Annotated in this window: 23 protein-coding genes; 9 read left to right on the top strand and 14 right to left on the bottom strand. The window is 65.4% G+C overall.

Features of this window, described 5'->3' with window-relative positions:
* Positions 1–4: 4 nt before the first annotated feature.
* Positions 5–595, bottom strand: coding sequence for a LysE family translocator (locus QO033_RS13610; protein WP_284481523.1), 591 nt, complete (start codon positions 593–595; stop codon positions 5–7).
* A 117-nt stretch (positions 596–712) separates the two neighbouring features.
* Here QO033_RS13610 and ttcA point away from each other — a divergent pair, with 117 nt between their 5' ends.
* The 5 genes from ttcA (at position 713) to yihA (ending at position 6,583) form a co-directional block, all read left to right on the top strand.
* Positions 713–1,609: a tRNA 2-thiocytidine(32) synthetase TtcA gene (ttcA, locus tag QO033_RS13605; RefSeq protein WP_284481522.1), complete on the top strand. Its 897-nt coding sequence runs from the start codon at positions 713–715 to the stop codon at positions 1,607–1,609.
* 68 nt (positions 1,610–1,677) lie between these two features.
* On the top strand, positions 1,678–3,225 hold the full coding sequence (locus tag QO033_RS13600) for a putative bifunctional diguanylate cyclase/phosphodiesterase (protein ID WP_284481521.1): 1,548 nt from the start codon (positions 1,678–1,680) through the stop codon (positions 3,223–3,225).
* Positions 3,226–3,351: 126 nt separating this feature from the next.
* The gene (gene yidC / locus QO033_RS13595) at positions 3,352–5,175 is read left to right on the top strand and encodes a membrane protein insertase YidC (protein ID WP_284481520.1); all 1,824 of its coding nucleotides are present in this window, start codon (positions 3,352–3,354) and stop codon (positions 5,173–5,175) included.
* Complete coding sequence (locus QO033_RS13590; protein ID WP_284481519.1) at positions 5,172–5,933, top strand: MOSC domain-containing protein; 762 nt, start codon at positions 5,172–5,174, stop codon at positions 5,931–5,933. Before yidC ends, QO033_RS13590 begins: the two co-directional genes overlap by 4 nt.
* The gene (gene yihA, locus QO033_RS13585; protein ID WP_284481518.1) at positions 5,930–6,583 is read left to right on the top strand and encodes a ribosome biogenesis GTP-binding protein YihA/YsxC; all 654 of its coding nucleotides are present in this window, start codon (positions 5,930–5,932) and stop codon (positions 6,581–6,583) included. The genes QO033_RS13590 and yihA overlap by 4 nt, the downstream gene beginning before the upstream one ends.
* Positions 6,584–6,607: 24 nt before the next feature.
* Here yihA and QO033_RS13580 read toward each other — a convergent pair whose 3' ends face one another.
* Positions 6,608–7,336 carry an SDR family NAD(P)-dependent oxidoreductase gene (locus tag QO033_RS13580; RefSeq protein WP_284481517.1) on the bottom strand — a complete coding sequence of 243 codons (729 nt, stop codon included), beginning with the start codon at positions 7,334–7,336 and terminating at the stop codon, positions 6,608–6,610.
* Positions 7,337–7,455: 119 nt separating this feature from the next.
* Here QO033_RS13580 and argB point away from each other — a divergent pair, with 119 nt between their 5' ends.
* From argB to QO033_RS13565, 3 genes are read left to right on the top strand one after another with little or no spacing between them, the layout of a single operon-like run.
* Positions 7,456–8,319, top strand: a complete 864-nt coding sequence (gene argB / locus QO033_RS13575; RefSeq protein ID WP_284481516.1) for an acetylglutamate kinase — start codon at positions 7,456–7,458, stop codon at positions 8,317–8,319.
* 4 nt (positions 8,320–8,323) lie between these two features.
* Positions 8,324–8,983, top strand: a complete 660-nt coding sequence (locus tag QO033_RS13570; protein WP_407682114.1) for a ferredoxin — start codon at positions 8,324–8,326, stop codon at positions 8,981–8,983.
* Positions 8,980–9,477, top strand: a complete 498-nt coding sequence (locus QO033_RS13565; RefSeq protein ID WP_284481515.1) for a SixA phosphatase family protein — start codon at positions 8,980–8,982, stop codon at positions 9,475–9,477. The genes QO033_RS13570 and QO033_RS13565 overlap by 4 nt, the downstream gene beginning before the upstream one ends.
* Before the next feature lie 56 nt (positions 9,478–9,533).
* On the opposite strand, the gene QO033_RS13560 is transcribed toward QO033_RS13565, so the two are convergent.
* From QO033_RS13560 to QO033_RS13515, 10 genes are all read right to left on the bottom strand, one after another.
* Entirely contained in the window at positions 9,534–10,325 is a 792-nt protein-coding gene (locus tag QO033_RS13560; protein ID WP_284481514.1) for an amino acid ABC transporter ATP-binding protein, read from the bottom strand.
* A gap of 9 nt (positions 10,326–10,334) precedes the next feature.
* Positions 10,335–11,636: an amino acid ABC transporter permease gene (locus tag QO033_RS13555; RefSeq protein WP_284481513.1), complete on the bottom strand. Its 1,302-nt coding sequence runs from the start codon at positions 11,634–11,636 to the stop codon at positions 10,335–10,337.
* Position 11,637: 1 nt separating this feature from the next.
* Positions 11,638–12,906, bottom strand: a complete 1,269-nt coding sequence (locus QO033_RS13550) for an amino acid ABC transporter permease (protein WP_284481512.1) — start codon at positions 12,904–12,906, stop codon at positions 11,638–11,640.
* Between the two features lie 131 nt (positions 12,907–13,037).
* Positions 13,038–14,054 carry an amino acid ABC transporter substrate-binding protein gene (locus QO033_RS13545; RefSeq protein WP_284481511.1) on the bottom strand — a complete coding sequence of 339 codons (1,017 nt, stop codon included), beginning with the start codon at positions 14,052–14,054 and terminating at the stop codon, positions 13,038–13,040.
* Between the two features lie 198 nt (positions 14,055–14,252).
* Positions 14,253–14,957, bottom strand: a complete 705-nt coding sequence (locus QO033_RS13540; protein WP_284481510.1) for an ATP12 family chaperone protein — start codon at positions 14,955–14,957, stop codon at positions 14,253–14,255.
* Positions 14,954–15,631: an HAD-IA family hydrolase gene (locus QO033_RS13535; RefSeq protein WP_284481509.1), complete on the bottom strand. Its 678-nt coding sequence runs from the start codon at positions 15,629–15,631 to the stop codon at positions 14,954–14,956. Before QO033_RS13535 ends, QO033_RS13540 begins: the two co-directional genes overlap by 4 nt.
* Positions 15,628–16,674, bottom strand: coding sequence for an RluA family pseudouridine synthase (locus QO033_RS13530; protein WP_284481508.1), 1,047 nt, complete (start codon positions 16,672–16,674; stop codon positions 15,628–15,630). Before QO033_RS13530 ends, QO033_RS13535 begins: the two co-directional genes overlap by 4 nt.
* Positions 16,671–17,051: a fluoride efflux transporter CrcB gene (gene crcB, locus QO033_RS13525; protein ID WP_284481507.1), complete on the bottom strand. Its 381-nt coding sequence runs from the start codon at positions 17,049–17,051 to the stop codon at positions 16,671–16,673. The genes QO033_RS13530 and crcB overlap by 4 nt, the downstream gene beginning before the upstream one ends.
* Before the next feature lie 42 nt (positions 17,052–17,093).
* Entirely contained in the window at positions 17,094–18,410 is a 1,317-nt protein-coding gene (locus QO033_RS13520; protein ID WP_284481506.1) for a replication-associated recombination protein A, read from the bottom strand.
* 3 nt (positions 18,411–18,413) lie between these two features.
* A complete protein-coding gene (locus QO033_RS13515) occupies positions 18,414–19,796 on the bottom strand; it encodes a trypsin-like peptidase domain-containing protein (RefSeq protein ID WP_284481505.1) in 1,383 nt (460 codons plus the stop codon).
* A gap of 154 nt (positions 19,797–19,950) precedes the next feature.
* Between QO033_RS13515 and QO033_RS13510 the strand changes: the two genes are divergently transcribed.
* Positions 19,951–20,397 (top strand): host attachment family protein, encoded by a 447-nt coding sequence (locus QO033_RS13510; RefSeq protein ID WP_284481504.1) that lies wholly within the window; start codon positions 19,951–19,953, stop codon positions 20,395–20,397.
* Positions 20,398–20,477: 80 nt separating this feature from the next.
* On the opposite strand, the gene rplQ is transcribed toward QO033_RS13510, so the two are convergent.
* Positions 20,478–20,897, bottom strand: coding sequence for a 50S ribosomal protein L17 (gene rplQ / locus QO033_RS13505; protein ID WP_284481503.1), 420 nt, complete (start codon positions 20,895–20,897; stop codon positions 20,478–20,480).
* 148 nt (positions 20,898–21,045) lie between these two features.
* Positions 21,046–22,062, bottom strand: coding sequence for a DNA-directed RNA polymerase subunit alpha (locus QO033_RS13500; protein ID WP_284481502.1), 1,017 nt, complete (start codon positions 22,060–22,062; stop codon positions 21,046–21,048).
* Between the last annotated feature and the right edge of the window lie 25 nt (positions 22,063–22,087).

Raw genomic sequence — 22,087 nt, 5'->3', positions numbered from 1 at the left:
GGCCTCATCCCAGCGCCATCCAGACCGCCACCCCGGCGAGGAGCACGCCCAGCCCGCGATTGAGCCGCCGCGCCTGATGCGGATCGCGGAAGCGGAGCGCCAGCCGGTCGCCGATCAGCGCCCAGACCGCGAAGGCGATCGCGTTGTTCAGGGTGAAGACGGTGGTGATCCAGACGACATCGGCAGGCCCTGTGGCGGGGCCAAGGAACTGGCTGAACATCAGCAGGATGATCACATAGGCCTTGGGATTGAGCAGCAACAGCACCACGCCGTCGCGCGCGCCCATCGGCCGGGCCTCCTGCGCCGCGTCCAGCGCCCCGGCGCGCCAAAGCCCCAGCGCCAGCCAGAGCACATAGGCCGCCCCGGCCCATTTCAGCAGCGCAAACAGCAGCGGCGCCTGCGCCAGGGCGGTGGCGATCCCGAAGCCGAGCCCGGCGGTGACGATCCAGGTGGCGAGGTGATAGCCCAGGCTGGCCGGCGCGGTGGCCCGCAGGCCGAAGCGGGCGCCGGTAGCGGCGAAGAGCATGTTGCCGGGTCCCGGGCTGTAGGCCAGCGGGAACAGGAAGGCGAGCAGCGGCAGGGTGAGGTCGGCCATCTGGGGTCTCCGGGGTGTGACCCGGCCTTGATCGCCGATCGCCACCCGGCCGCGCGACCCGATTCCTGCGCATTGCCGCCGCTTGCCCGGGCAGCCGGTTTCCACTAAAGCCGGCGCATGCTTGACGAGTCCGACGATATCCATCCGCTTTTTGCCGGGGCGCCCTCGACCACCGAGTTCAAGAAGCTGCGCAAACGCATCGTGCGGGCCACGCGCGAGGCGATCGAGCATTACGGCATGATCGACCCCGCCGCCCACGACAAGGACGCCAGGCCGCCGCGCTGGCTGGTCTGCCTGTCGGGCGGCAAGGACAGCTACACCCTGCTTGCCGTGCTTTACGAGCTGAAATGGCGCGGGCTTCTGCCGGTCGACCTGCTGGCCTGCAACCTCGATCAGGGCCAGCCCGGCTTCCCAGCCACGGTGCTGCCGGAGTTCCTAGAGCGGATGGGTGTGCCACACCGGATCGAATATCAGGACACCTATTCTGTGGTGATGGACAAGGTTCCCGCTGGCCGGACCTATTGCGCGCTCTGCTCGCGGCTGCGGCGTGGCAACCTGTATCGAATCGCCCGGGAAGAGGGCTGTTCCGCAGTGGTGCTGGGGCATCATCGCGATGACATCCTGGAAACCTTCTTCATGAATCTTTTCCACGGCGGACGGCTGGCGACGATGCCGCCGAAGCTGGTTAACGAAGAGGGCGATCTGTTCGTTTACCGGCCGCTGGCGCATGTCGCCGAAGCCGATTGCGAGAAGTTCGCGCGGGCGATGAACTATCCCATCATTCCCTGCGACCTCTGCGGATCGCAGGACGGGCTGCAACGCCAGCAGGTGAAGCAAATCCTCGATCAATGGGAGAAAAACAGCCCCGGACGCCGCCAGGTGATGTTCCGGGCGCTGACCAATGTGCGCCCCTCGCACATGCTCGACCCCAAGCTTTTCGACTTCGCCGGGCTGAAATTGCCCGAAAATGCCATGGAAAACGGCACTGAGGACGAAATTCCGCGTCTGCGTTAACATCCCGGTCAGAACATCCAGCTAGGGTCACCGTTGCGGACTACTCGCAAAAGGTGAAAGGCCTCGTGATGCAACTGCCGAATTCCAGCCCCCTGACCCGGCTGCGCAACAGGATCCTGCCGGTCCTGATGGGGCCGCCGATTCTGGCTTTTCTGCCCGCGCTCACCCTCGGGGCCTTCTGGTTGTGGGGCGAGGCCGCTCTGGTCATCACCTCTCTCGGCCTGCCGCTGCTGTTCGCCTTCATCGGCGCCTTCGACGATCGCGCCCGCCAGCCATCGATCCCGCGCGACGCGGTGACCGGGCTGATGCTGCGCGAAGGCTTCGAAACCGCGCTGGAACGGACCTATGCCGACACCCAGCGCTCCGGCATGCGGTCGGCCTGCTTCGTGCTGGATCTCGACGATTACAAGGACCTGACCGAACGCCATGGCATTGCCGCCGCCGATCTGGTGGCGCAGCAGACCGGCGAGCGCATCTGCGCCGCGCTGCGCAACGACGATGTGGTGGCGCGGATCGGCGACAGCCGCTTCGCCGTTTGCCTGTCACCGGTGCGGGTGCTGGATCTGGAGCTTTGCATCCAGCTGGCCGGCCGGATGCAGGCGGCGGTCGAGGATCCGATCTCTCTCGACGCCAGCACCGTCTACATGACCGCCTCTGTCGGCCTGTGCATGCGCCGCCGCGCCCCCGGGCAGGATGCCGCCGCCTGGCTGCAGGCCGCGACCGAGGCGCTGGCCGAGGCGCAGCGCAGCGGCCCCTCCGGCATCCGGGTCTACAGCGCCGATACCCATCGCCGGTCGCAAGCGCGCAACGATCTGCGCGAAGAGGCCGCCTTTGCCCTGGAAAACGGCCAGATCCAGCCCTGGTATCAGCCGCAGATTTCCACCGACACCGGCAAGATCACCGGGTTCGAGGCGCTGGCCCGCTGGGTGCACCCGGTGCATGGCGTGCTGACGCCCGACAATTTCCTGCCGGCGCTGGAACAGGCCGGCCTACTGGAACGGCTGGGGCAAGTGATCCTCTATCACGCGCTGACCGCGATCAAGGCCTGGGACAGCGCCGGCGTCGACGTGCCCAGCGTCGGGGTCAACTTCGCCACTGAAGAGCTGCGTAACCCCGGCCTGGTGGACCGTATCCGCTGGGAACTGGACCGCTTCGACCTGACCGCCGACCGGCTGTCGGTGGAGATCCTGGAATCCGTGGTCAGCACCGATCCCGACGACACCATCGCCCATAACATCGCCGGTCTGGCCAAGCTGGGCTGCGGCATCGATCTGGACGATTTCGGCACCGGCCACGCCTCCTTCTCCTCGATCCGCCGCTTTGCCGTGTCACGGATCAAGATCGACCGTTCCTTCGTGATGAAATCCGACCGTGATCCGGAACAGCAGCGGATGATCGCCGCCATCCTCACTATGGCCGAGCGGCTGGAGCTGGAAACCCTGGCCGAGGGAGTCGAGACCGTCGGCGAACACGCGCTGCTGGCGCAGTTGGGCTGCGATCACGTCCAGGGCTTCGGCATCGGCCGTCCGATGCCCTTCGAACAAACGCTCGACTGGATCGCCACCCATCACGCAAAATTGCGTGACGCCCCCCGGATCGGCCGTGAAACCGGCTGAGGGAACGGCTTTCCGGGCCACAGAGGGTTCCCGCGCCCGGAAAACCTCCCGGAATCCGCTTGACCTTTGGGGCGCTACTGATGTTGAACCCACCCTGTCATAGACAGCACAAGGTGGCAGTCCCCTATGGACAATCAGAACAAGAACCTCATCCTCGCTACGGTCCTTAGCTTCCTGGTCATCCTCGGGTGGTTCTTCTTTTTCCCGCCCCCCGAACCGGAAGCCGTGCCTGAGACGGCGCAGCAAAGCACCGAGACGACCGAGGGCCAGGGCGAGATGGCCACCACCCCGAGCGCGGCTGCGAGCGATGCCACCAGCACGCAGGCTGCCACCACGCCGGAAGCCTCGGTCGCCGAGGCGCCGCGCGTCGCCATCGACACGCCGCGGCTTTCGGGCAGCATCTCGCTGCTGGGCGGACGCATCGATGAGCTGTCGCTGAAGGATTACCGCGAGACCGTCGAGCCTGATTCGCCGATCGTCCAGGTGCTGCAGCCGGTCGGCAACGACGGCGCCTACTACGCGCTCTACGGCTGGGCGCCCGGCACCGGGCTCGGCCCCGACGACGTGCCCGGCCCCAACACCCGCTGGAGCCTGAGCGCCGGCCAGACCCTGAGCACCGACAGCCCGGTCACCCTGAGCTGGTCGAACGGCAAGGGCCTGGAATTCCACCGCGAGATTTCGGTGGACGAGAATTACATGTTCTCGATCACCCAGTCGGTCACCAACAGCTCCGGCGGCACCGTCGGGCTCGCCCCCTATGGGGTGCTGGCCCGCCACGGCGAACCGGCCGGCCGCAAGAAGTTCTTCATCCTGCATGAGGGCGTCGTCTCCATGGCCGACGGGGAGCTGACCGAGACCGATTACACCAAGATGCCCGACTTCGACTATTCCGACCGCGAAGGCGCCCGGGCCGAAGTGCATCAGGTGCAGGAAAACGGCTGGATCGGCTTTACCGACCACTACTGGATGACGACGCTGATCCCGGCCCCGGGCAGCGCCTTCAAGCAGGTTGCGAAATACGACGACCGCCGCGACATCTATCAGACCGAGGCCGTGCTGCCGACCGAAACGCTCAGCGACGGGCAATCCGCCTCCGTCACCACCCAGCTGTTCGCCGGCGCCAAGGAATGGGAGACCATCCGCGCCTATGAGCATTCCGGCATCAAGGGTTTCATCGACTCGATCGACTGGGGCTGGTTCTTCTTCCTGACCAAGCCGATCTTCTGGCTGCTGCACAACATTCACAACCTGATCGGCAACATGGGCTGGTCGATCATCGGCCTGACCCTGATCCTCAAGGCGATCCTGTTCCCGCTGGCCTTCAAATCCTACGTCTCGATGGCGAAGATGAAGGAGCTGCAGCCGCAGATGGAGGCGCTGAAGGAAGCCGCCGGCGACGACCGCCAGAAGCTGCAACAGGGGATGATGGAGCTCTACAAGAAGGAAAAGGTGAACCCGGCCGCCGGCTGTCTGCCGATCCTGCTGCAGATCCCGATCTTCTTCTCGCTCTACAAGGTGATCTTCGTCACCATCGAGCTGCGCCAGACCGCCTGGTTCGGCCCGTTCCAGGACCTCAGCACGCCCGATCCGACCTCGATCATGAACTTCTTCGGCTGGGCCCCCTGGGCCGGTCCGGAGCCGGGCACCATGCTGGCCACCGTGATGGTGGGGATCCTGCCGATCCTGCTGGGCATCTCGATGTTCCTGCAGCAGAAGCTGAACCCGGCGCCCGCCGATCCGACGCAGAAGATGATCTTCGCCTGGATGCCTTGGGTCTTCATGTTCATGCTGGGCCGCTTTGCCAGCGGGCTGGTGGTCTACTGGATCACCAACAACACGATCACCTTCACCCAGCAGTATCTGATCATGCGCACCCAGGGCTATAAGCCCGACGTCTTCGGCAACATCAAACAGACCTTCAAGAAGGCCCCCGCCGAGGACAAGAAGTGACGGCCGCGGTCAGGGACATCTGGCGCCACCCGATCAAGGCCCACGGGCGCGAGCGGCTGGCGCAGGTCGACCTGACCGTCGGCGCCGCCCTGCCCTGGGACCGGGTCTGGGCGGTGGCGCATGAGGCGGCCAGGTTTGACGACGCCGCGCCCGCCTGGGCGCATTGCCGCAATTTCACCCGCGCCGCCGGATCGCCGTCGCTGATGGCGATCGAGGCCGAGGTCGACGAGGCAAGCGGGCGTATCCGGCTGACCCATCCGGACCGGCCGGAAATCAGCATCGACCCGGCCGATCCCGCCGATGCGGCGCGGTTCATCGCCTGGGCGGGCCCGATCACCAATCCCGACCGGCCACAGCCGGCACGGCTGGTCCGGGCACCGGATCAGGCGATGACCGATACCGATTTCCCCTCGATCTCGCTGATCAACCTGGCCACCCACGCCGCCGTGGCGGCGGAGGTCGGGCAGGAGCTGTCGCCGCTGCGCTGGCGCGGCAACCTGCTGCTGGAGGGGCTGGCCCCCTGGGCCGAGATGGACTGGCCCGGCAAGCGGCTGCAGATCGGCAGCGCCGAGCTGGAGGTGGTGGAACCCATCGTCCGCTGCATGGCGACCACCGCCAATCCCGTTACCGGCGAACGCGATGCCGACACGCTCGGCGCGCTGAAACGCGGTTGGGGCCATCAGATCTGCGGCGTCTATGCCGTTGTCACCCAGGCCGGGACGATCCGTGCCGGCGACCCCATTGAGGTGCGGCCGTGACCCAGCTTCCCTTCCCCCTGGCCGAAGAGCCGGATCCGCAGGCCGCCGAAAACGGCCGGTTGCTGTTCGCCGGCCCGTCGGAATTCGTCAAGGGCGTGGTCGCCATGTCCGGCCTGCCCGCCGCCGACCGGATCGAGGTCTGCTTTGCCGGCCGCTCCAATGTCGGCAAGTCCAGCCTGATCAATGCGCTGACTGGCACCAAAGGGCTGGCGCGCGCATCGAACACCCCCGGCCGCACACAGGAAATCAACTTCTTCACCCAGGGGCCCGAGCTCTATCTGGTCGACCTGCCCGGCTATGGCTATGCCAATGCGCCGCTCAAGGTGGTGGAGAAATGGCAGAAGCTGCTGAAACAGTATCTCTCGGGCCGCCAGACGCTACGCCGCGCCTTCGTGCTGATCGACACCCGCCACGGGGTCAAACCCGTCGACGAGGAGATCATGAAGCTGCTCGACAGCGCGGCTGTGACCTTCCAGTGCGTGCTGACCAAGGCCGACAAGGTGAAGGCCTCCGACCGCGAGAAGATCCTGACCCAGGTGCGCGGAGCGCTGGCCAAACACCCCGCCGCCTATCCGGAGATCGTCCTGACCTCCTCTGAGAAGGGCGATGGCATCGCCACCCTGCGGGCGATCATCAACGGCCTGCTCTGACCTTCGCCCACCGGCGGCCGGCGCTCAGACGTGCTGGGCGCCGTTCACCTCGATCTCCGTCCCGGAGATGTAGGAGCTTTCCTGCGAGCAGAGGAAATAGATCGCCGCGGCGACCTCTGCCGGCTGGCCCAGCCGACGCAGCGGCAGCTGTTCGACGATCTTTTCCGTTCCGGGGCTGAGGATCGAGGTCTCCACCTCCCCCGGCGCGATGGCATTGACCCGTACCCCAAGCGGGCCGAAATCATGTGCCATCTCCCGTGTCAGCGCCGCCAGCGCCGCCTTTGACGTCGCATAGGCCGCCCCGGCGAAGGGATGCACCCGGCTGCCCGCGATCGAGGTGACATTGACCACCGATCCCTTTGCGGCAGCCAGTTCGTCCTTCAGCCCGCGCGCCAGAACCACGGAGGCGAAGAAATTGACGTGAAACACCTTGCCCCAGGTCATGAGATCGGTGTCGAGCGTATTCAGCCGCTCACCATCCGGCCCCTTGGGCGAGATACCGGCGTTGTTGACCAATGCGTCCAGCCGGCCATTCAACATCTCCTGAATCACCCCCACCGCGTTGATGGTGTCGGCGGGGTCGGAGAGATCCAGCTGCACATGGTTGTCACGACCGCCCGGCCAGGGGCATTTGTCCGAAAACGGCTGGCGCGAGCAGGTGATCACCCGCCAGCCCTCAGCGCTGAAACGCTGCACGGTCGCATGGCCGATGCCCCGGCTGGCGCCGGTCAGAAGCAGGGTTTTCTGTGTCATGATCGTCCCTTTGGCGGAGAATCCGCGCCACAGCCTAGCAGGTCGCCCGCCAACGGCAACGCGCCACTTGGCAGCAGCGGCAGAACCGCGTAACACAGGCCGCCAAAGGGACATTCGCCATGAAGACACAGGACATGAACCGCGACTGGATTGCCACCGCCGAGACGCTGTCGAGCGCGCTGCCCTATCTGCAGCGCTATGACGACGCAATTGTTGTTATCAAGCTGGGCGGTCACGCCATGGGCAGCGACGCGGCGATGGACAGCTTCGCCCGCGATGTGGTGCTGATGCGACAAGTCGGTGTGAACCCGGTGATCGTCCATGGCGGCGGGCCGATGATCAACGCCATGCTGGACAAGCTCGGCGTGACCTCGGAATTCGTCAACGGCAAGCGCGTCACCGATCAGGCCACCGTCGAGGTGGTCGAGATGGTGCTCTCCGGCCGGGTCAACAAGCGCATCGTGCAGGCGGTGAATGCTCAGGGTGGCATGGCCGTGGGGCTGTCCGGCAAGGATGCCAACCTGATGGTCTGCGACCAGACCGATGCGGCGCTCGGCTTCGTCGGCACCCCGGCGGATGTGAACCCGACCATCCTGCGCGACCTCTTTGCCCATGACATCATCCCGGTGATCGCCCCGATCGGCGCTGGCCGCAATGGCGAGACCTTCAACGTCAACGGCGATACTGCCGCCGGCGCCATCGCCGCCGCGCTGAAGGCCGACCGGCTGCTGCTGCTGACCGACGTGGCCGGCGTGAAGAATGCCGAAGGCGATGTGGTGACCGAGCTGACGGCCGAGCATATCCGCGAGATGACCCGCGACGGCGTCATCGCCGGGGGCATGATTCCCAAGACCGAAACCGCGCTGGATGCCATTTCCGGCGGCGTGCGGGCGGTTGCGATCCTGGACGGTCGCGCCCCCAACGCCGTGCTGCTGGAGCTGTTCACCGAACATGGCGCGGGCTCTCTGATCCGCAAGGGCTGAGCCTGTGACCGCCGCCTATGACCGCATCGCGGCGGCGGCGGACACCGCCGGGCTGATCGTCATGGGCGCGCTCGATGTCGCGCGCGACCGGCCAAAGGGGCTGACCGGCGGCACGCTGATCCTCTTCGGCACCGCGGCGGCATTCTGGCCGGTCTTCACCGCCTCCCCCGAATGGGCCGATGGCGCCCCCGATCCGGTGGATCGCTGGTCACAACGCGTCGTGGGCGCCCTGGCGGCAGAGTTCGACGGGGCCGCGCATTTCCCCTTCGGCGGGCCACCCTATACCCCGTTCATCGACTGGGCACTGAAATCCGGCCGCGCCTTTTCCAGCCCGACCGGCATGCTGGTGCACGATCGCGTCGGTATGATGATCTCCTATCGCGGGGCGCTGCATCTGCCGCAAGCGATCGCCCTGCCCGCCCCAGCCGCAGCCAGCCCCTGCGACAGCTGCGCCGACCGCCCCTGCCTCAGCGCCTGCCCGGTGAGCGCGCTGTCGGGCAGCGGCCCCTACGACGTGCCAAGATGTCACGCCTTTCTGGACCGCAGCGCCGGAAAATCCTGTATGATGGAGGGGTGCGCGGTCCGCCGCGCCTGCCCGGTCAGCCGTGGCGCGGGACGGCGCACGGCGCAATCCGCCCTTCACATGAGGTCCTTTCACCGATGACCCGCCGCCTGATCCTGACCCGCCACGCGAAATCCGCCTGGGACAAACCCGGGCTGCCCGATCATGACCGCCCGTTGAACAAACGCGGCAAGCGCGCTGCCGAGGCACTGGGGGACTGGCTGCGCCGGAACGGCTATCTGCCCGATCAGGTGCTGACCTCTTCCGCGCGGCGCACCCAGGACACCCTGCGGCGCATGCAGCTCGATGTGGTGCCGGATGTGACCGAACATCTCTATCTGGTGACCGCCAATCAGATCCTGCGGGTGCTGTCGCAGGCGCATGGCGACACCGTCCTGCTGCTGGGCCACAACCCTGGGATCGCGCAATTCGCTCATGAAATCCTAGCGGAGCCGCCAACGCACCCGAAATTCCACGTCTATCCCACCGGAGCCACGCTGGTGGTGGATTTCGATATCGACGACTGGGCGCAGGCCGCCTGGCGCGGCGGCGAGGCGGTGGATTTCGTCGTGCCGCGCGAACTGGTGGAGAGCTGAGCCGATAGAAAAAGGCCGGGCGCTCTGCCCGGCCCTTACCTTGCATGTCCCCGGTCTCAGTGCCCGAGGATCTGGCTGAGGAACAGCTTGGTGCGTTCGCTCTGCGGGTTGTTAAAGAACTCCTCGGGTTCGTTCTGTTCGACGATCTGGCCCTGGTCCATGAAGATCACCCGGTTCGCCACCTGACGGGCGAAGCCCATCTCGTGGGTAACGCAAAGCATGGTCATCCCCTCTTCGGCGAGCTCGATCATGGTGTCGAGCACCTCCTTGATCATCTCCGGGTCCAGCGCCGAGGTCGGTTCGTCGAACAGCATGATACGCGGTCGCATGCAGAGCGAGCGGGCGATCGCCACCCGCTGCTGCTGACCGCCCGACAGCTGGCCGGGGTATTTGTTGGCCTGGTCGGGGATCTTCACCTTTTCCAGAAAATGCATCGCGGTGTCGATCGCCTCTTTGCGCGGAGTCTTGCGCACCCAGATCGGCGCCAGCGTGCAGTTTTCCAGAATGGTCAGATGCGGGAACAGGTTGAAGTGCTGAAAGCACATGCCCACGTCCGAGCGGATCTTGTCGATATTCTTCAGATCCGAAGTCAGCTCGGTCCCGTCGACAAGAATCCGCCCCGACTGGTGTTCCTCCAGCCGGTTGATGCAGCGGATCAGCGTCGATTTCCCCGACCCGGAAGGCCCGGCGATCACGATCCGCTCGCCGGAATTCACCGTCAGGTTGATGTCGCGCAGCACGTGAAAGGTCCCGTACCACTTGTTCATATTGATGATCTCGATCGAAACCTCGTCGGAGACCTTCATTTTCGAACGGTCGATTTCGCGGTCGATAGCAAGTTCAGACATAGCGTTTCCTTATCTGTGACCGGTCTGAAGCTTGCGCTCCAGATACATGGAGTAGCGGGACATGCCGAAGCAGAAGAAGAAGAAGATCAGCGCGATGAAGCCGTAAAGCTCCCAGACGATGCCGTTCCAGTTGGCATCGGCCCGGATCGCGTTGCTGAGCCCCAGAGGGTCGAGAAGACCGATGATCGACACCAGCGTGGTGTCCTTGAAGACACCGATGAAGGTCGACACGATACCGGGAATCGAGATCTTCAGCGCCTGCGGCATGATGATCAGCCGCTGTGCCTGCCAGTAGTTCAGCCCCAGCGAATCGGCGCCCTCGTACTGCCCCTTGGGCAGGGCAGCGAGACCGCCGCGGATCACCTCGGCCATATAGGCGGAGGCGAACAGCGTCACCATGATCAGAACCCGCAGGATGATGTCGAAGTTGGTCCCCGGCGGCATGAAGATGTTCAGCAGCGTCGAGGCGACAAACAGCAGCGTGATCAGCGGCACCCCGCGAATGAACTCGATAAAGCCGACGCAGAGGTATTTGACGATCATCAGATCGGACTGCCGCCCCAGCGCCAAGACGATGCCGAGCGGCAGCGAACAGGCGATGGCCACCACGCCAATGGTGATCGACAGCATGAAGCCGCCGAACTTGCGGCTTTCCACCGGCTCGAGGCCAATGGGCAGGATACTGTCGAGCAGACCGGTGATGAAACCGGACAGCAGCAGCCACCACAACAGCGCCACCACGACCCCGGCGATCACCCCCAGCAGGCTGCTGAAGGCGCCGGAGACGACGCGATAGGCGATGGCCCCCAGCACGAAGCCGGCGGCGGCGGCCAGCGGCCCCCAGATCATCCCGCCCCACAGAAGCCAGGGGAAGATGAAGGGATAGGCGGCGGAGAACACCAACAGCTTCGCCGGGACCTTGTCGGCGAAGAGGATCGGCGCCAGCGCCAGCGCCAGCAGGACAAAGGCCAGGATCGGCCGCCAGTAGAGCTCCGGCGGATAGAACCCGAACAGCAGCTGGATCCAGCGCTCCCGGATGACGCCCCAGCAGGCGCCGCTGCCGTGATCGGCGGCGGCCAGCAGTTCGCGGCATTCGTTCAGCGAGGTGCCACCCCAAGTCGGCGACAGCACCCAAGGCAGGATCTCGACCGCGATGGTGAGGATGACCAGCAGCGACACCAGCGTGATCGCCGTGTTGAGCCAGCCGGAGAACAGATTGGCCCGCATCCAGCCGATCGCCCCGACCGACGTGGAGGGCGGCGCCTGCTGCGGCAGCATTTCGGTGCGGACATAGGCAATTTGCTTGCTCATCTCAGCGCTCCTTCAGCTTCACGGATTCGTTGTACCAGTTCATCACCGCCGAGATGGTGAGGCTGATCACCAGATAGACCAGCATCAGCAGCAGAACGCATTCCAGCTCTCGCCCGGTCTGGTTCATGGTGATGCCCCCCAGCGTGCCGGTGATGTCCATATAGCCCACCGCGATGGCCAGAGAGGAGTTCTTGGTCAGGTTCAGGTATTGCGAGATCAGCGGCGGCACGATGACGCGCAGCGCCTGCGGCAGGATCACCAGCCCCATCACCCGGTTGGGGCGCAGCCCCAGCGCCGAGGCGGCCTCGGTCTGGCCCTTGGAGATCGCCATGATCCCGGCGCGCACGATTTCCGCGATGAAGGCGGCGGTATAGAGCGACAGCGCCAGCCACAGCGCGATCAGCGAATTGCGCAGATGAGTGCCACCGGAGAAGTTGAACCCCTTCAGCTCGGGGTAGCCCAGGTGAAAGCCCAGGATCGCCAACAGGATCAGCAGCGGCACCAGCACCACGCCCAGACGCAGATACCAGGTCGCCGGGCGGACGCCGGTTTCCTCCTGCAGCCGGTCGGCGCGTTTCTTGATGATGTGAGAGACCCAGAATCCCACCGCCAGCACGATCAGCACCGCGACCAGGTCGAGGCTGACGTTGAAGCGCAGGCTGGACTCGCCGAGGAAATGCAAATCGCCAAGCCCGCGGGAGAACAGCGGCTCGGGGATATAGACACCGCGATTGGTCAGCGCCACGCTGTCGCCCAGCAGCATGCTGGCCTCGGCATCGGCACCGCGGAAGGCGCGCGGGGCCGGCAGCGTCTCGATCAGGATCGCCATGATGAAGACGATCCACAGCAGCACCGGCACGTTGCGGAACATCTCGACATAGACCGTCATCAGCCTGGCGATCAGCCAGTTGTGAGACAGCCGCAGCACGCCCACGAATATCCCGACCACCGTGGCCGTCGCGCAGCCCAGAACGGCAACGACAAGAGTGTTCAGCAGGCCGATCAGCGCGGCCCTGAGGTGACTGTCACGCGATGTATAGTCCAGCAGACGCTGGTTGATGTCGTAGCTGGCGGGTTCCTTGAAAAAGCCGAAGTCGATCGGCTTGCCCAGTGCCGCCAGGTTCTGCGCCGTGTTGCTGATCAGCCAGGCCGCCAGCAGCATGAAGGCGATCAGCGCAATCACCTGGATCGTCGCCGATCGGTAGCGCGTGTCGTACAATAGCATGGACAGCCGAAATTGATCCTTCGGCGGGTCAGTAAGTGTTGTCATGACCGTAGCAATCCCCGTGCGTCACGGTCTCTGTCACAGGCGGAGTTGATCCCCGCTCAGGGAAGACCGGACCAGTTTTATGAAAATGCAAAAAGGGCGCGGGATCCCCCGCGCCCTGATTGCTGTTCTGGTTACCGGAACGGCGGCGAGTACATCAGGCCACCGTTGGTCCACTGCGCGTTCAGACCACGCGCCAGGCCGACGGGGGTGTTTTCGCCGATGGTCTTGGCGAAGATTTCGCCATAGTTGCCGCCGGCGGAAATCGCGCGCTTGGCCCATTCCTTGTCCAGGCCGAGCATTTCGCCCAGGGTGCCTTCGGTCCCCAGCAGGCGGTTGATTTCCGGGTTATTGGTGCCTTTCGACAGTTCTTCGATATTGGCGGACGTGATGCCATATTCTTCAGCTGCGATCAGCGCGTTCAGGGTCCAGCGGACCACATCGCCCCATTCGTTGTCGCCGTGACGGACCAGCGGACCCAGCGGCTCTTTCGAGATGATCTCGGGCAGGATCACGTGATCGCCCGGGTTCTCGAAGGTGGCACGGGTCGCGGCCAGGCCGGAGGCATCGGTGGTGTAGACGTCGCAGGCGCCGGCCAGATACTGCTGCTGCGCTTCTGCATTGGTCTCGATCGGCACCGGCTCATAGCTGATGTTGTTGGCGCGGAAGAAATCGGCCAGGTTCAGCTCGGTGGTGGTGCCGGTCTGGATGCAGACGGTGGCGCCGTCCAGTTCCTTGGCCGAGCTCACGCCCAGTTCCTTGGGAACCATGAAACCCTGACCGTCGTAGTAGTTCACGCCGACGAATTCGAACTTCAGATCGACATCGCGCGAGAACGTCCAGGTGGTGTTCCGCGCCAGCAGATCGATTTCGCCCGACGCCAGGGCGGTAAAGCGGGTCTTGCCGGTGGTCGGAACGAATTCGACAGCCGACGGATCGCTCAGGACCGCCGCGGCCACCGCGCGGCAAACCGCCACATCGAAACCACCCCATTCCCCATTCGCATCGGGTGCCGAGAAACCGACGAGACCGGTCGACACGCCGCAGTTCAGCTTACCGCGCGCCTTGACGTCGTCCATCGTACCCGCGGCGGCTGCGCCAGCGGCCAGGCCAGCCAGCGTCAGCGCCCCGAAAAATACGGATTTTTTCATTTTCACCTCTTCCTGATTTCCCACCACCTTCGGTGATGGATTTGCCGGCAGAAATCATACCGGATCCCTAACCGAAATGGATTGCTCCCCTTCAGCATGCGTAAGTGTGGTCGGATTCATCAAGCTACGTCAAGGGCGCGATCAGACAAACGAATGGGTTACGGGCCCGTCCCCGGGCCGCGCCCAGTCGCTGAACACTTATGAAAAATCAAAGAAATCCTTGGCGTGCAGAAAGGCCCTGCGCTTGTGCTCTGCGGTGGCATGGGCCTCGTCGTCGCGGCCCCATTGCTCCTCCTGCCAGAGCTCGTCCAGACGCGACAGCTGCCAGATGCTCTCGGCGTCGCGCCAGCCTTCGGCGGCGGCAAATCCCAGCACCAGAGAGCCGGTCAGGCTCACCAGATCGTGAAACGCGGCCAGCCGGAACGGGTCCAGTGCATGGACCTGCGCCCTGAGCCGCGCCAGCGCCTTGGGGGCCTGCGGCTGGTGCATGATGCCGGCCCGCGGCTCCAGCCGGGCGCCCAATGCCGTGGCCGCCCAGTCCAGCGCCGGATCCCAGAGCTCTGCCTGCCGGTCGGCCAGCTCACGCGGGGCATCGGCCCGGTAGCACAGCAGATCGCTGTCGCCGTAATCGGCCAGCATGTCGGCGACCTCGGCCTGCTGTGGGCGCACCTTGTCGATCGCCGCATTGGCCGAGCGGGTGAAAGGCATCGCAAGCGGATCTATCTCTTCGCCCTGGGCTGCCCATTCGGCGGCGACGGCCTCGGCCATGCGGGCGGTCGGCAGGATCAGCGCGGCCTTGGCCGGGGTTTTCACCGCGCGGCCGTCCAGCAGGACGGTAAAGCCGTCCTCCGCCGCCTCCACCGTGGCCGCGTCCCAGAACCGTTTGCGTTTCCATTCGCTCATGTCGGGTCTTTCCAGATGTCTTCCAGCGCCGGGACCAGATCGTCCATCCCCGCGATCACACGCCGCGCCGTCGGCGCCAGCGCCTCCACCGGGTGATAGCCCCAGCCGACGCCCAGCCCGGGAACCCCCGCGGCGCGCGCCATGTCCATGTCATATGTGGTGTCGCCGATCATCACCGCCTCTGCCGGTCCGACACCGGCATCGGCCAGCGCCGCCTCGATCATCGAGGGATGCGGCTTGGAGGGATGATCGTCCGCCACCTGGCGCGAGATGAAGAGCTGCTCCAGCCCATGCGCCTCGATCAGCGCGTCCAGACCGCGGCGCGATTTGCCGGTGGCCACCGCCAGCAGCGTGTCGGGTTGCGCGTTCAGCGCCTCCAGCATCTCCCTCGCGCCGGGAAACAGCGGTGAATGGGCCGCGCCCTGGGCCAGACGGTTGGCGTGATAGGTCGCCTTGTAGCCATCGACCAGACCGGCGCGGGTCGTCGCCTCCGCCTCCGGCACCAGCCGCAGCATCGCGTGGTCCAGCGACAGCCCGACGATTGACAGGATCGCGGCGCGCGAGGGCACCGGCAGGCCAGCACCGCCAAAGGCCCCCTCCATCGCCGCGACGATGGCGGCCTGGCTGTCGACCAGCGTGCCGTCGACGTCGAAGATTGCCAGCCGCAGGCTCATCGGATCGCCTCGAAGGGGTCGTCCTCGGCCAGATCCTCGGTCCAGCCGAAGGTCTCGAACGTCTGTTTCATATGCTCTGGCAGCTCGGCGGTGATCGTCATCTCCTTGCGGGTGACGGGGTGCTCAAAGGTCAGGCTGCGGGCATGCAGGTGCAGCTTCTTGCTGATGATGCCGCCGATCTGCGCGCCCCAGCCGTCCCCCATGTTCTCCTGCCCGGAGCCGCCGTATTTGCCGTCGCCGGCGATCGGATGGCCCATCTCGGCCATATGGACCCGCAGCTGGTGGGTCCGCCCGGTCAGCGGTTCCAGCGCCACCCAGGCGGCACGGCTGCCGACACGGTAGAGCGTGGCATAGAGCGTGTGGGCGCGCTTGGCGCCGGGGGTGTCGTCGATGTCGCGCGGATGCACCGCGATCATCTTCTCCCCCTCGCCGCGGGCCCCATGGCCCGGCGCCTTGACCAACCCGGCCTTGATCTCGCCTAGATAGGGGGTCGGCACACCGGCCACCACCGCCCAGTAGATCTTGCGCGTCGCCTTGTGGCGGAAACAGGCGGTCAGCGCTGCCGCCACCTCGCGCCGCCGCGCCAGCAGCAGCACGCCAGAGGTGTCCTTGTCCAGACGGTGCACCAGCCGCGGATTTTCCTCCAGCCCGAAGCGCAGCGCCTCGCCCAGGCCATCGACATGTTTGGTGGTGCCGGACCCGCCCTGCACCGCCAGCCCCGGCGGCTTGTTCAGCGCGATGATGTCGTCGTCGCGATAGATCACGCAGTCGCGGATCATCCGCGCATCCGCCTCGCTCACCCGGGTGCGGGTCGGCGGCGGCGCCGGCTGATCGGCATCCGGCAGCGGCGGAACGCGCACCTGCTGGCCGACCTCGACCCGGGTCGAGGCCTTGGCGCGGGCACCGTCGACGCGCAGCTCGCCCTTGCGGCACATCTTCTCGATCCGGCCCTGGCTGACATGCGGGAACTGCCGCTTCAGCCAACGGTCCAGCCGCTGATCGCCATCGCCCTCGGCCACAGTAATGGTTTGAACCCTGCTCATGCGACGGCCCCCCGTGTCAGCAGCATGCCGCCGGCCAGCGCCAGGATCGACACCCCGACCGAGAGCAGCACATAAAGCGCGGCCTGCCCGACGGCGCCGCGTTCGATCAGGTTCACCGTCTCCAGCGAGAAGGAGGAGAAGGTGGTGAAGCCGCCGAGAAACCCGGTCACGATCAGCGGGCTCAGATGGGTCAGCCCCTTATGCGCGGCAAGCACCACGAAAACCCCCATGATGAAGGATCCCAGGATATTGACGGTGATAATCGCCATGGGGAAGGTCGGGTGATCCAGCGCCCAGGTGACCGCCAGCCCCGTCAGATACCGCAGCGAGGCGCCGATCGCGCCGCCCGCGGCCACAAGTGCAACCGAATACATCATGGCCGGTCTGTCGCGCGCAGGCGCAACAGAGTCAAGCACAGCCTAGTTTCCCTGCCGCTGCAGCCTGAGCCGGGTGAAGAAATCGAGCCGTTTCTTCAGTTCCCGCTCGAACCCGCGCTCAACCGGGGAATAGATCACCGGCCGCCGCATCTCCTCGGGGAAGTAGTTCTGGCCCGAGAACCCCTCTTCCGCGTCGTGATCATAGGCATAGCCGGCGCCATAGCCCTGATCCTTCATCATCGCGGTGGGCGCGTTCAGGATATGCTTGGGCGGCGGCGCGCTGCCGCTCTGTTTGGCAAGCTTGCGCGCGGCCTTGTAGGCGACGTAGCCGGCGTTGGATTTCGGGGCCAGCGCCAGATAGATCACCGCCTGCGCCAGCGCCAGTTCCCCTTCGGGCGAGCCGATACGTTCATAGGTCTCCCAGGCGTGCAGGCAATGGGTCTGCGCCTGCGGATCGGCCAGACCGATATCCTCCACCGCCATGCGCACCAGCCGGCGGGCCAGATAGCGGGGGTCCTCGCCCCCCTCCAGCATCCGCGCGAACCAGTAGAGCGCCGCGTCCGGGTCCGACCCGCGCACCGATTTGTGCAGCGCCGAGATCAGGTTGTAATGCTCATCCCCGGATTTGTCGTATTTCGCCGCCCGCCGCATCAGCCGGGTGGCGAGCTGATCGGTGTTCAGCTTGCCCTCGACCTTCCAGGCCATTGCCTGTTCGATCAGGTTCAGCAGCGTCCGCCCATCGCCATCGGCCATCTCCAGCAGCGCCTCGCGCGCCGGACCGTCCAGCGGCAGCGGCCGGCCCAGTTCCTTCTCCGCCCGCTGGGCAAGGCGTTCCAGGTCGGCCAGGCTGAGGCGTTCCAGCACCAGCACCTGCGCGCGCGACAGAAGCGCCGCGTTCAGTTCGAACGACGGGTTTTCGGTGGTCGCCCCGATCAGCAGGATGGTGCCATCCTCCATATAGGGCAGGAAGCCGTCCTGCTGCGCCTTGTTGAAGCGGTGGATCTCGTCGACGAAGAGCAGCGTGCCCTTGCCGGCCCTGCGGTGCAACTTGGCGGCCTCGAACACCTTCTTCAGATCGGCGACACCGGTGAAGATGGCGCTGATCTGGACGAAATGCAGATCGCTCTTTTCCGCCAGCAACCGGGCGATGGTGGTCTTGCCCACCCCGGGAGGCCCCCAGAGGATCAGCGACGACAGCGAATGCGCCGCCAGCATCGCCCCCAGCGGCCCGTCAGGGTCGAGGATCTGGCCCTGACCGATCACCTCGCTCAACGCTTTCGGCCGCAGGCGGTCTGCCAGCGGCCGGTTCGGGGCGGCGGGGGCCTCTCCCCCGCCGGGACTGTCAAAGAGATCGGCCACCGATCAGAGCCGGAACCGCAGGCTGACCTGCTGACCGTGGCGCAGCAAATCCATCTTCAGCCATCGGCCCGGATCGGTCAGCGCCTTTTTCACATCCCCGGTCCGGCTGATTGCCACGTCGTTGATGCTGACGATCACATCGCCCGGCCTCAGCCCGGCGCGGGCGCCATATCGGCCGGGGTCGGTGATCACCACCCCCTCGGCCGAGAGCGGCAGGTCGACCCGGGTGATCACCGCCGGATTGATCCGCGCCACCGACAGGCCGGGCAGCACCGTCTTGTCGCCCAGCGTGATCGGCTCTGCCGCCGGTTTGTTCGGAGCCGGGATCATCCTGACGGCGATCTCCTCGGGCTGACCATCGCGGACGCGGGTGAATTTCGCGGTCTCGCCGATGCCGGTCACCGTCATGCGGAACACCATCTCTGGCGCAGAGTTCACCGGCAGCCCGTCGACCTGGGTGATCACGTCGCCGACCCTGAACCCGGCCTTGGCAAAGGGGCTGTCGGGGTGCAAATCGGAGATCACGATGCCCTCGGGCAGGTCCAGACCCAAGGAATGGGCCAGATCGGAATCCACCGGCTGACCCGCCATGCCGGCCCAGGGGCGCTGAAAGCTCTGCTCGCCCGCCTGCGCCTGCTTGACGAATTGCGCCACCAGATTGGCCGGGATGGCAAAGCCGATGCCGTTCGACCCGCCCGACCGCGACAGGATACGCGAGTTGATGCCGATCAGATCGCCGTTGACGTCGATCAGCGCACCACCGGAGTTGCCCGGGTTGATCGGCGCATCGGTCTGGATGAAATAGCCCAGCCCGCCACCGCTGGCTCCGCCGGTCCGCGCCAGGCCGGAGACGATGCCGCTGCTGACAGTCTGGCCGACGCCGAAGGGGTTGCCGATCGCCAGCACCAGTTCCCCCACCTCGACCCGGTCGGAATTGCGCAGGGTCAGATGCGGCAGGTCCTGCGCCCCCTGCAGCTGCAGGATGGCCAGATCGGCGGCCTTGTCGGCCAGCACCACCTTGGCGTCGTATTCCTTGCGGTCGTTGGTGGCGACGCGGATTTCTGTCGCCTCCGCCACCACGTGATAGTTCGACACCACGATCCCGTCGGACGAGAGGATCACCCCCGAGCCCAGCGAATTCTGCACCCTTTGCCGCGGCGTGCCGAAGCCCTTGAAGAAATCGCGGAAGAACGGATCGCCGGCAAAGGGGCTGTCATAGCCCTGCGTCACGATCTTGGCATAGATGTTGACGACAGCCGGGGCGGCCGCCTTTACCAGCGGCGCGAAGCCCAGCGAAATCTCGCTCTGCGATTGGGGAACGCGGGTCTCGGCCAGGGCCGGCTGTGTCAGCGACAAGCCCAGCATAATCAGGAGAATGCGGAACATCGGGCCTCCTTTTCCGTTGCCTCCGGATATGCGCCCGGCATTCCGCGAATGCAAGACGGCCGCCGCCCCCGCAGCGCTCACGGCCGGTGACGGTTGGTTGAGCAGCGGCGCATTCCTACATTGATCGGGTAGCATAGAGAGAGGGGAGACGGATATGCCGGAACTGACGAACGGAACCTGGGTTGTGGTGGCGGACGGCGAAAAGGCCCTGCTGATGCGCAACCTCACGGATCACGCCGATCCGAATTTCGAGGTCATCGCCCGCGAGGATCACCCGGAGGTGCCGCAGGACGCCGACCGCCCCGGACGCCGTGCCGATGGCGGCCCCAACCAGATGTCGGCGATGGAGGCGGCGGACTGGCATGTGCTGGTGCGCGAGCGCTTCGCCAAGGAACTTGCGGCGCTGCTCTATGCCCATGCCCACCGGGGCGCATTCGACCGGCTGGTCATTGCCGCCGATCCCAAGCTGCTGGGGCAACTGCGCGAAGAGCTGCACAGCGAGGTTCGCCGCCGCGTGGTAGCGGAGATCCCCAAGACGCTGACCAACCACCCCCGCCCGAAGATCGAGAGCGAACTGAAGGCGGCGCTGGACGCGATGTAGGCGCGGACCTGTCGGCCACGAAAAAGGGGCGCGGCCCACGCAGGCCGCGCCCCCTGAATTCGAACCGGATGCGGTGGGGATTACTCCTCCACGGCTTCCTCTGCCGCGACGCGGGCCTTGTCGGCTGCGCCTTTGGCGTCGACATCGCGGTCGACGAATTCGATGATCGCCATCGGTGCCATGTCGCCATAGCGGAAGCCGGCTTTCAGGACACGGATGTAACCGCCCTGACGCTCGGCATAGCGCGGGCCCAGCACTTCGAAGAGCTTGGCAACGTGCTGATCCTGCTTCAGACGCGCAGCGGCCTGACGGCGGGCGTGCAGATCGCCGCGTTTGGCCAGCGTGATCAGTTTTTCAACGATCGGACGCAGTTCTTTGGCTTTGGGCAGGGTGGTCTTGATCTGCTCATGCTCGATCAGCGAGCCGGCCATGTTGGCAAAGAGCGCCTTGCGGTGCTCGTGCGTGCGGTTCAGGCGGCGGTAACCACGTGCGTGACGCATTTTCTAAATCCTTCTACAGGTTTTGCTTTGTCCGACGGCCGATGCGTGTCAGCCGCTCTCCTTGGGGCGGGATTGCCCAGATCGTCCCCGGCAAGACCCGGGAATTTGGGGGAGAGCTGGCGCCCTCCCCCGAAAGTCTTTCCGAAGATCAGAAGCTGTCTTCGAATTTCTTCGCCAGATCCTCGATGTTGTCCGGCGGCCAGTCCTCGACATCCATGCCCAGGTGCAGGCCCATGCCCGACAGCACTTCCTTGATCTCGTTCAGCGACTTGCGGCCGAAGTTCGGGGTGCGCAGCATCTCGGCTTCGGTTTTCTGGATCAGGTCGCCGATATAGACGATGTTGTCGTTCTTCAGGCAGTTCGCGGACCGGACAGACAGTTCCAGTTCGTCCACCTTCTTCAGAAGCAGCGGGTTGAATTCCAGCCCGTCGTCCTCATCCTGGCGACCGGCGGCCTCCGGCTCGTCGAAGTTCACGAAGATCGACAGCTGGTCCTGCAGGATGCGCGCGGCGAAGGCCACGGCGTCATCGGGCGTCACCGACCCGTCGGTTTCGATCTTCATGGTCAGCTTGTCATAGTCCAGCACCTGGCCCTCACGGGTGGGCTGCACATCGTAGCTGACGCGCTTGATCGGCGAATAGATCGCGTCGATCGGGATCAGACCGATGGGGGCGTCTTCCGGCTTGTTCTTGTCGGCGGAGACATAGCCCTTGCCGGTGTTCACGGTCAGTTCCATGAACAGGTCGGCACCGTCGTCGAGGTGGCAGATCACGTGATCGCGGTTCAGGATCTCGATCCCTGCGCTCTCGCTGATGTCACCGGCGGTGACCACGGCCGGGCCTTTGGCGGAGATCGACAGGCGCTTCGGCCCTTCGACTTCCATCCGCAGCGACACACCCTTGAGGTTCAGGATGATGTCGGTTACATCCTCGCGAACGCCGGCGACGCTCGAGAATTCGTGCAGCACGTTGTCGATCTGCACGCTGGTGATGGCGGCGCCTTGCAGCGACGACATCAGGATACGGCGCAGAGCGTTGCCCAGAGTCAGACCGAAGCCGCGTTCCAGCGGTTCGGCGACCAGAGTGGCCTGACGTGCGGGATCGTTGCCCGGCTTCACCTCAAGCTGCGTCGGCTTGATCAGTTCAGCCCAGTTCTTGTGGATCATGCAGTCCCTCCATTCCTGTCTGCGC

The sequence above is a fragment of the Pseudodonghicola flavimaris genome, assembly GCF_030164425.1.
Classification (GTDB): domain Bacteria; phylum Pseudomonadota; class Alphaproteobacteria; order Rhodobacterales; family Rhodobacteraceae; genus Pseudodonghicola; species Pseudodonghicola flavimaris.
Note: the sequence above shows the minus strand (reverse complement) of the source record. Positions and strands in the feature narration are given on the sequence as shown.

What these genes read in the sequence shown, in the direction of transcription:
- QO033_RS13610 (WP_284481523.1), bottom strand. Translation starts at nt 595, where the DNA reads ATGGCCGACCTCACCCTGCCGCTGCTCGCCTTCCTGTTCCCGCTGGCC.
- ttcA (WP_284481522.1), top strand. Translation starts at nt 713, where the DNA reads ATGCTTGACGAGTCCGACGATATCCATCCGCTTTTTGCCGGGGCGCCC.
- QO033_RS13600 (WP_284481521.1), top strand. Translation starts at nt 1,678, where the DNA reads ATGCAACTGCCGAATTCCAGCCCCCTGACCCGGCTGCGCAACAGGATC.
- yidC (WP_284481520.1), top strand. Translation starts at nt 3,352, where the DNA reads ATGGACAATCAGAACAAGAACCTCATCCTCGCTACGGTCCTTAGCTTC.
- QO033_RS13580 (WP_284481517.1), bottom strand. Translation starts at nt 7,336, where the DNA reads ATGACACAGAAAACCCTGCTTCTGACCGGCGCCAGCCGGGGCATCGGC.
- argB (WP_284481516.1), top strand. Translation starts at nt 7,456, where the DNA reads ATGAAGACACAGGACATGAACCGCGACTGGATTGCCACCGCCGAGACG.
- QO033_RS13565 (WP_284481515.1), top strand. Translation starts at nt 8,980, where the DNA reads ATGACCCGCCGCCTGATCCTGACCCGCCACGCGAAATCCGCCTGGGAC.
- QO033_RS13560 (WP_284481514.1), bottom strand. Translation starts at nt 10,325, where the DNA reads ATGTCTGAACTTGCTATCGACCGCGAAATCGACCGTTCGAAAATGAAG.
- QO033_RS13555 (WP_284481513.1), bottom strand. Translation starts at nt 11,636, where the DNA reads ATGAGCAAGCAAATTGCCTATGTCCGCACCGAAATGCTGCCGCAGCAG.
- QO033_RS13550 (WP_284481512.1), bottom strand. Translation starts at nt 12,906, where the DNA reads ATGACAACACTTACTGACCCGCCGAAGGATCAATTTCGGCTGTCCATG.
- QO033_RS13545 (WP_284481511.1), bottom strand. Translation starts at nt 14,054, where the DNA reads ATGAAAAAATCCGTATTTTTCGGGGCGCTGACGCTGGCTGGCCTGGCC.
- QO033_RS13540 (WP_284481510.1), bottom strand. Translation starts at nt 14,957, where the DNA reads ATGAGCGAATGGAAACGCAAACGGTTCTGGGACGCGGCCACGGTGGAG.
- QO033_RS13535 (WP_284481509.1), bottom strand. Translation starts at nt 15,631, where the DNA reads ATGAGCCTGCGGCTGGCAATCTTCGACGTCGACGGCACGCTGGTCGAC.
- QO033_RS13530 (WP_284481508.1), bottom strand. Translation starts at nt 16,674, where the DNA reads ATGAGCAGGGTTCAAACCATTACTGTGGCCGAGGGCGATGGCGATCAG.
- crcB (WP_284481507.1), bottom strand. Translation starts at nt 17,051, where the DNA reads ATGATGTATTCGGTTGCACTTGTGGCCGCGGGCGGCGCGATCGGCGCC.
- QO033_RS13515 (WP_284481505.1), bottom strand. Translation starts at nt 19,796, where the DNA reads ATGTTCCGCATTCTCCTGATTATGCTGGGCTTGTCGCTGACACAGCCG.
- QO033_RS13510 (WP_284481504.1), top strand. Translation starts at nt 19,951, where the DNA reads ATGCCGGAACTGACGAACGGAACCTGGGTTGTGGTGGCGGACGGCGAA.
- rplQ (WP_284481503.1), bottom strand. Translation starts at nt 20,897, where the DNA reads ATGCGTCACGCACGTGGTTACCGCCGCCTGAACCGCACGCACGAGCAC.
- QO033_RS13500 (WP_284481502.1), bottom strand. Translation starts at nt 22,062, where the DNA reads ATGATCCACAAGAACTGGGCTGAACTGATCAAGCCGACGCAGCTTGAG.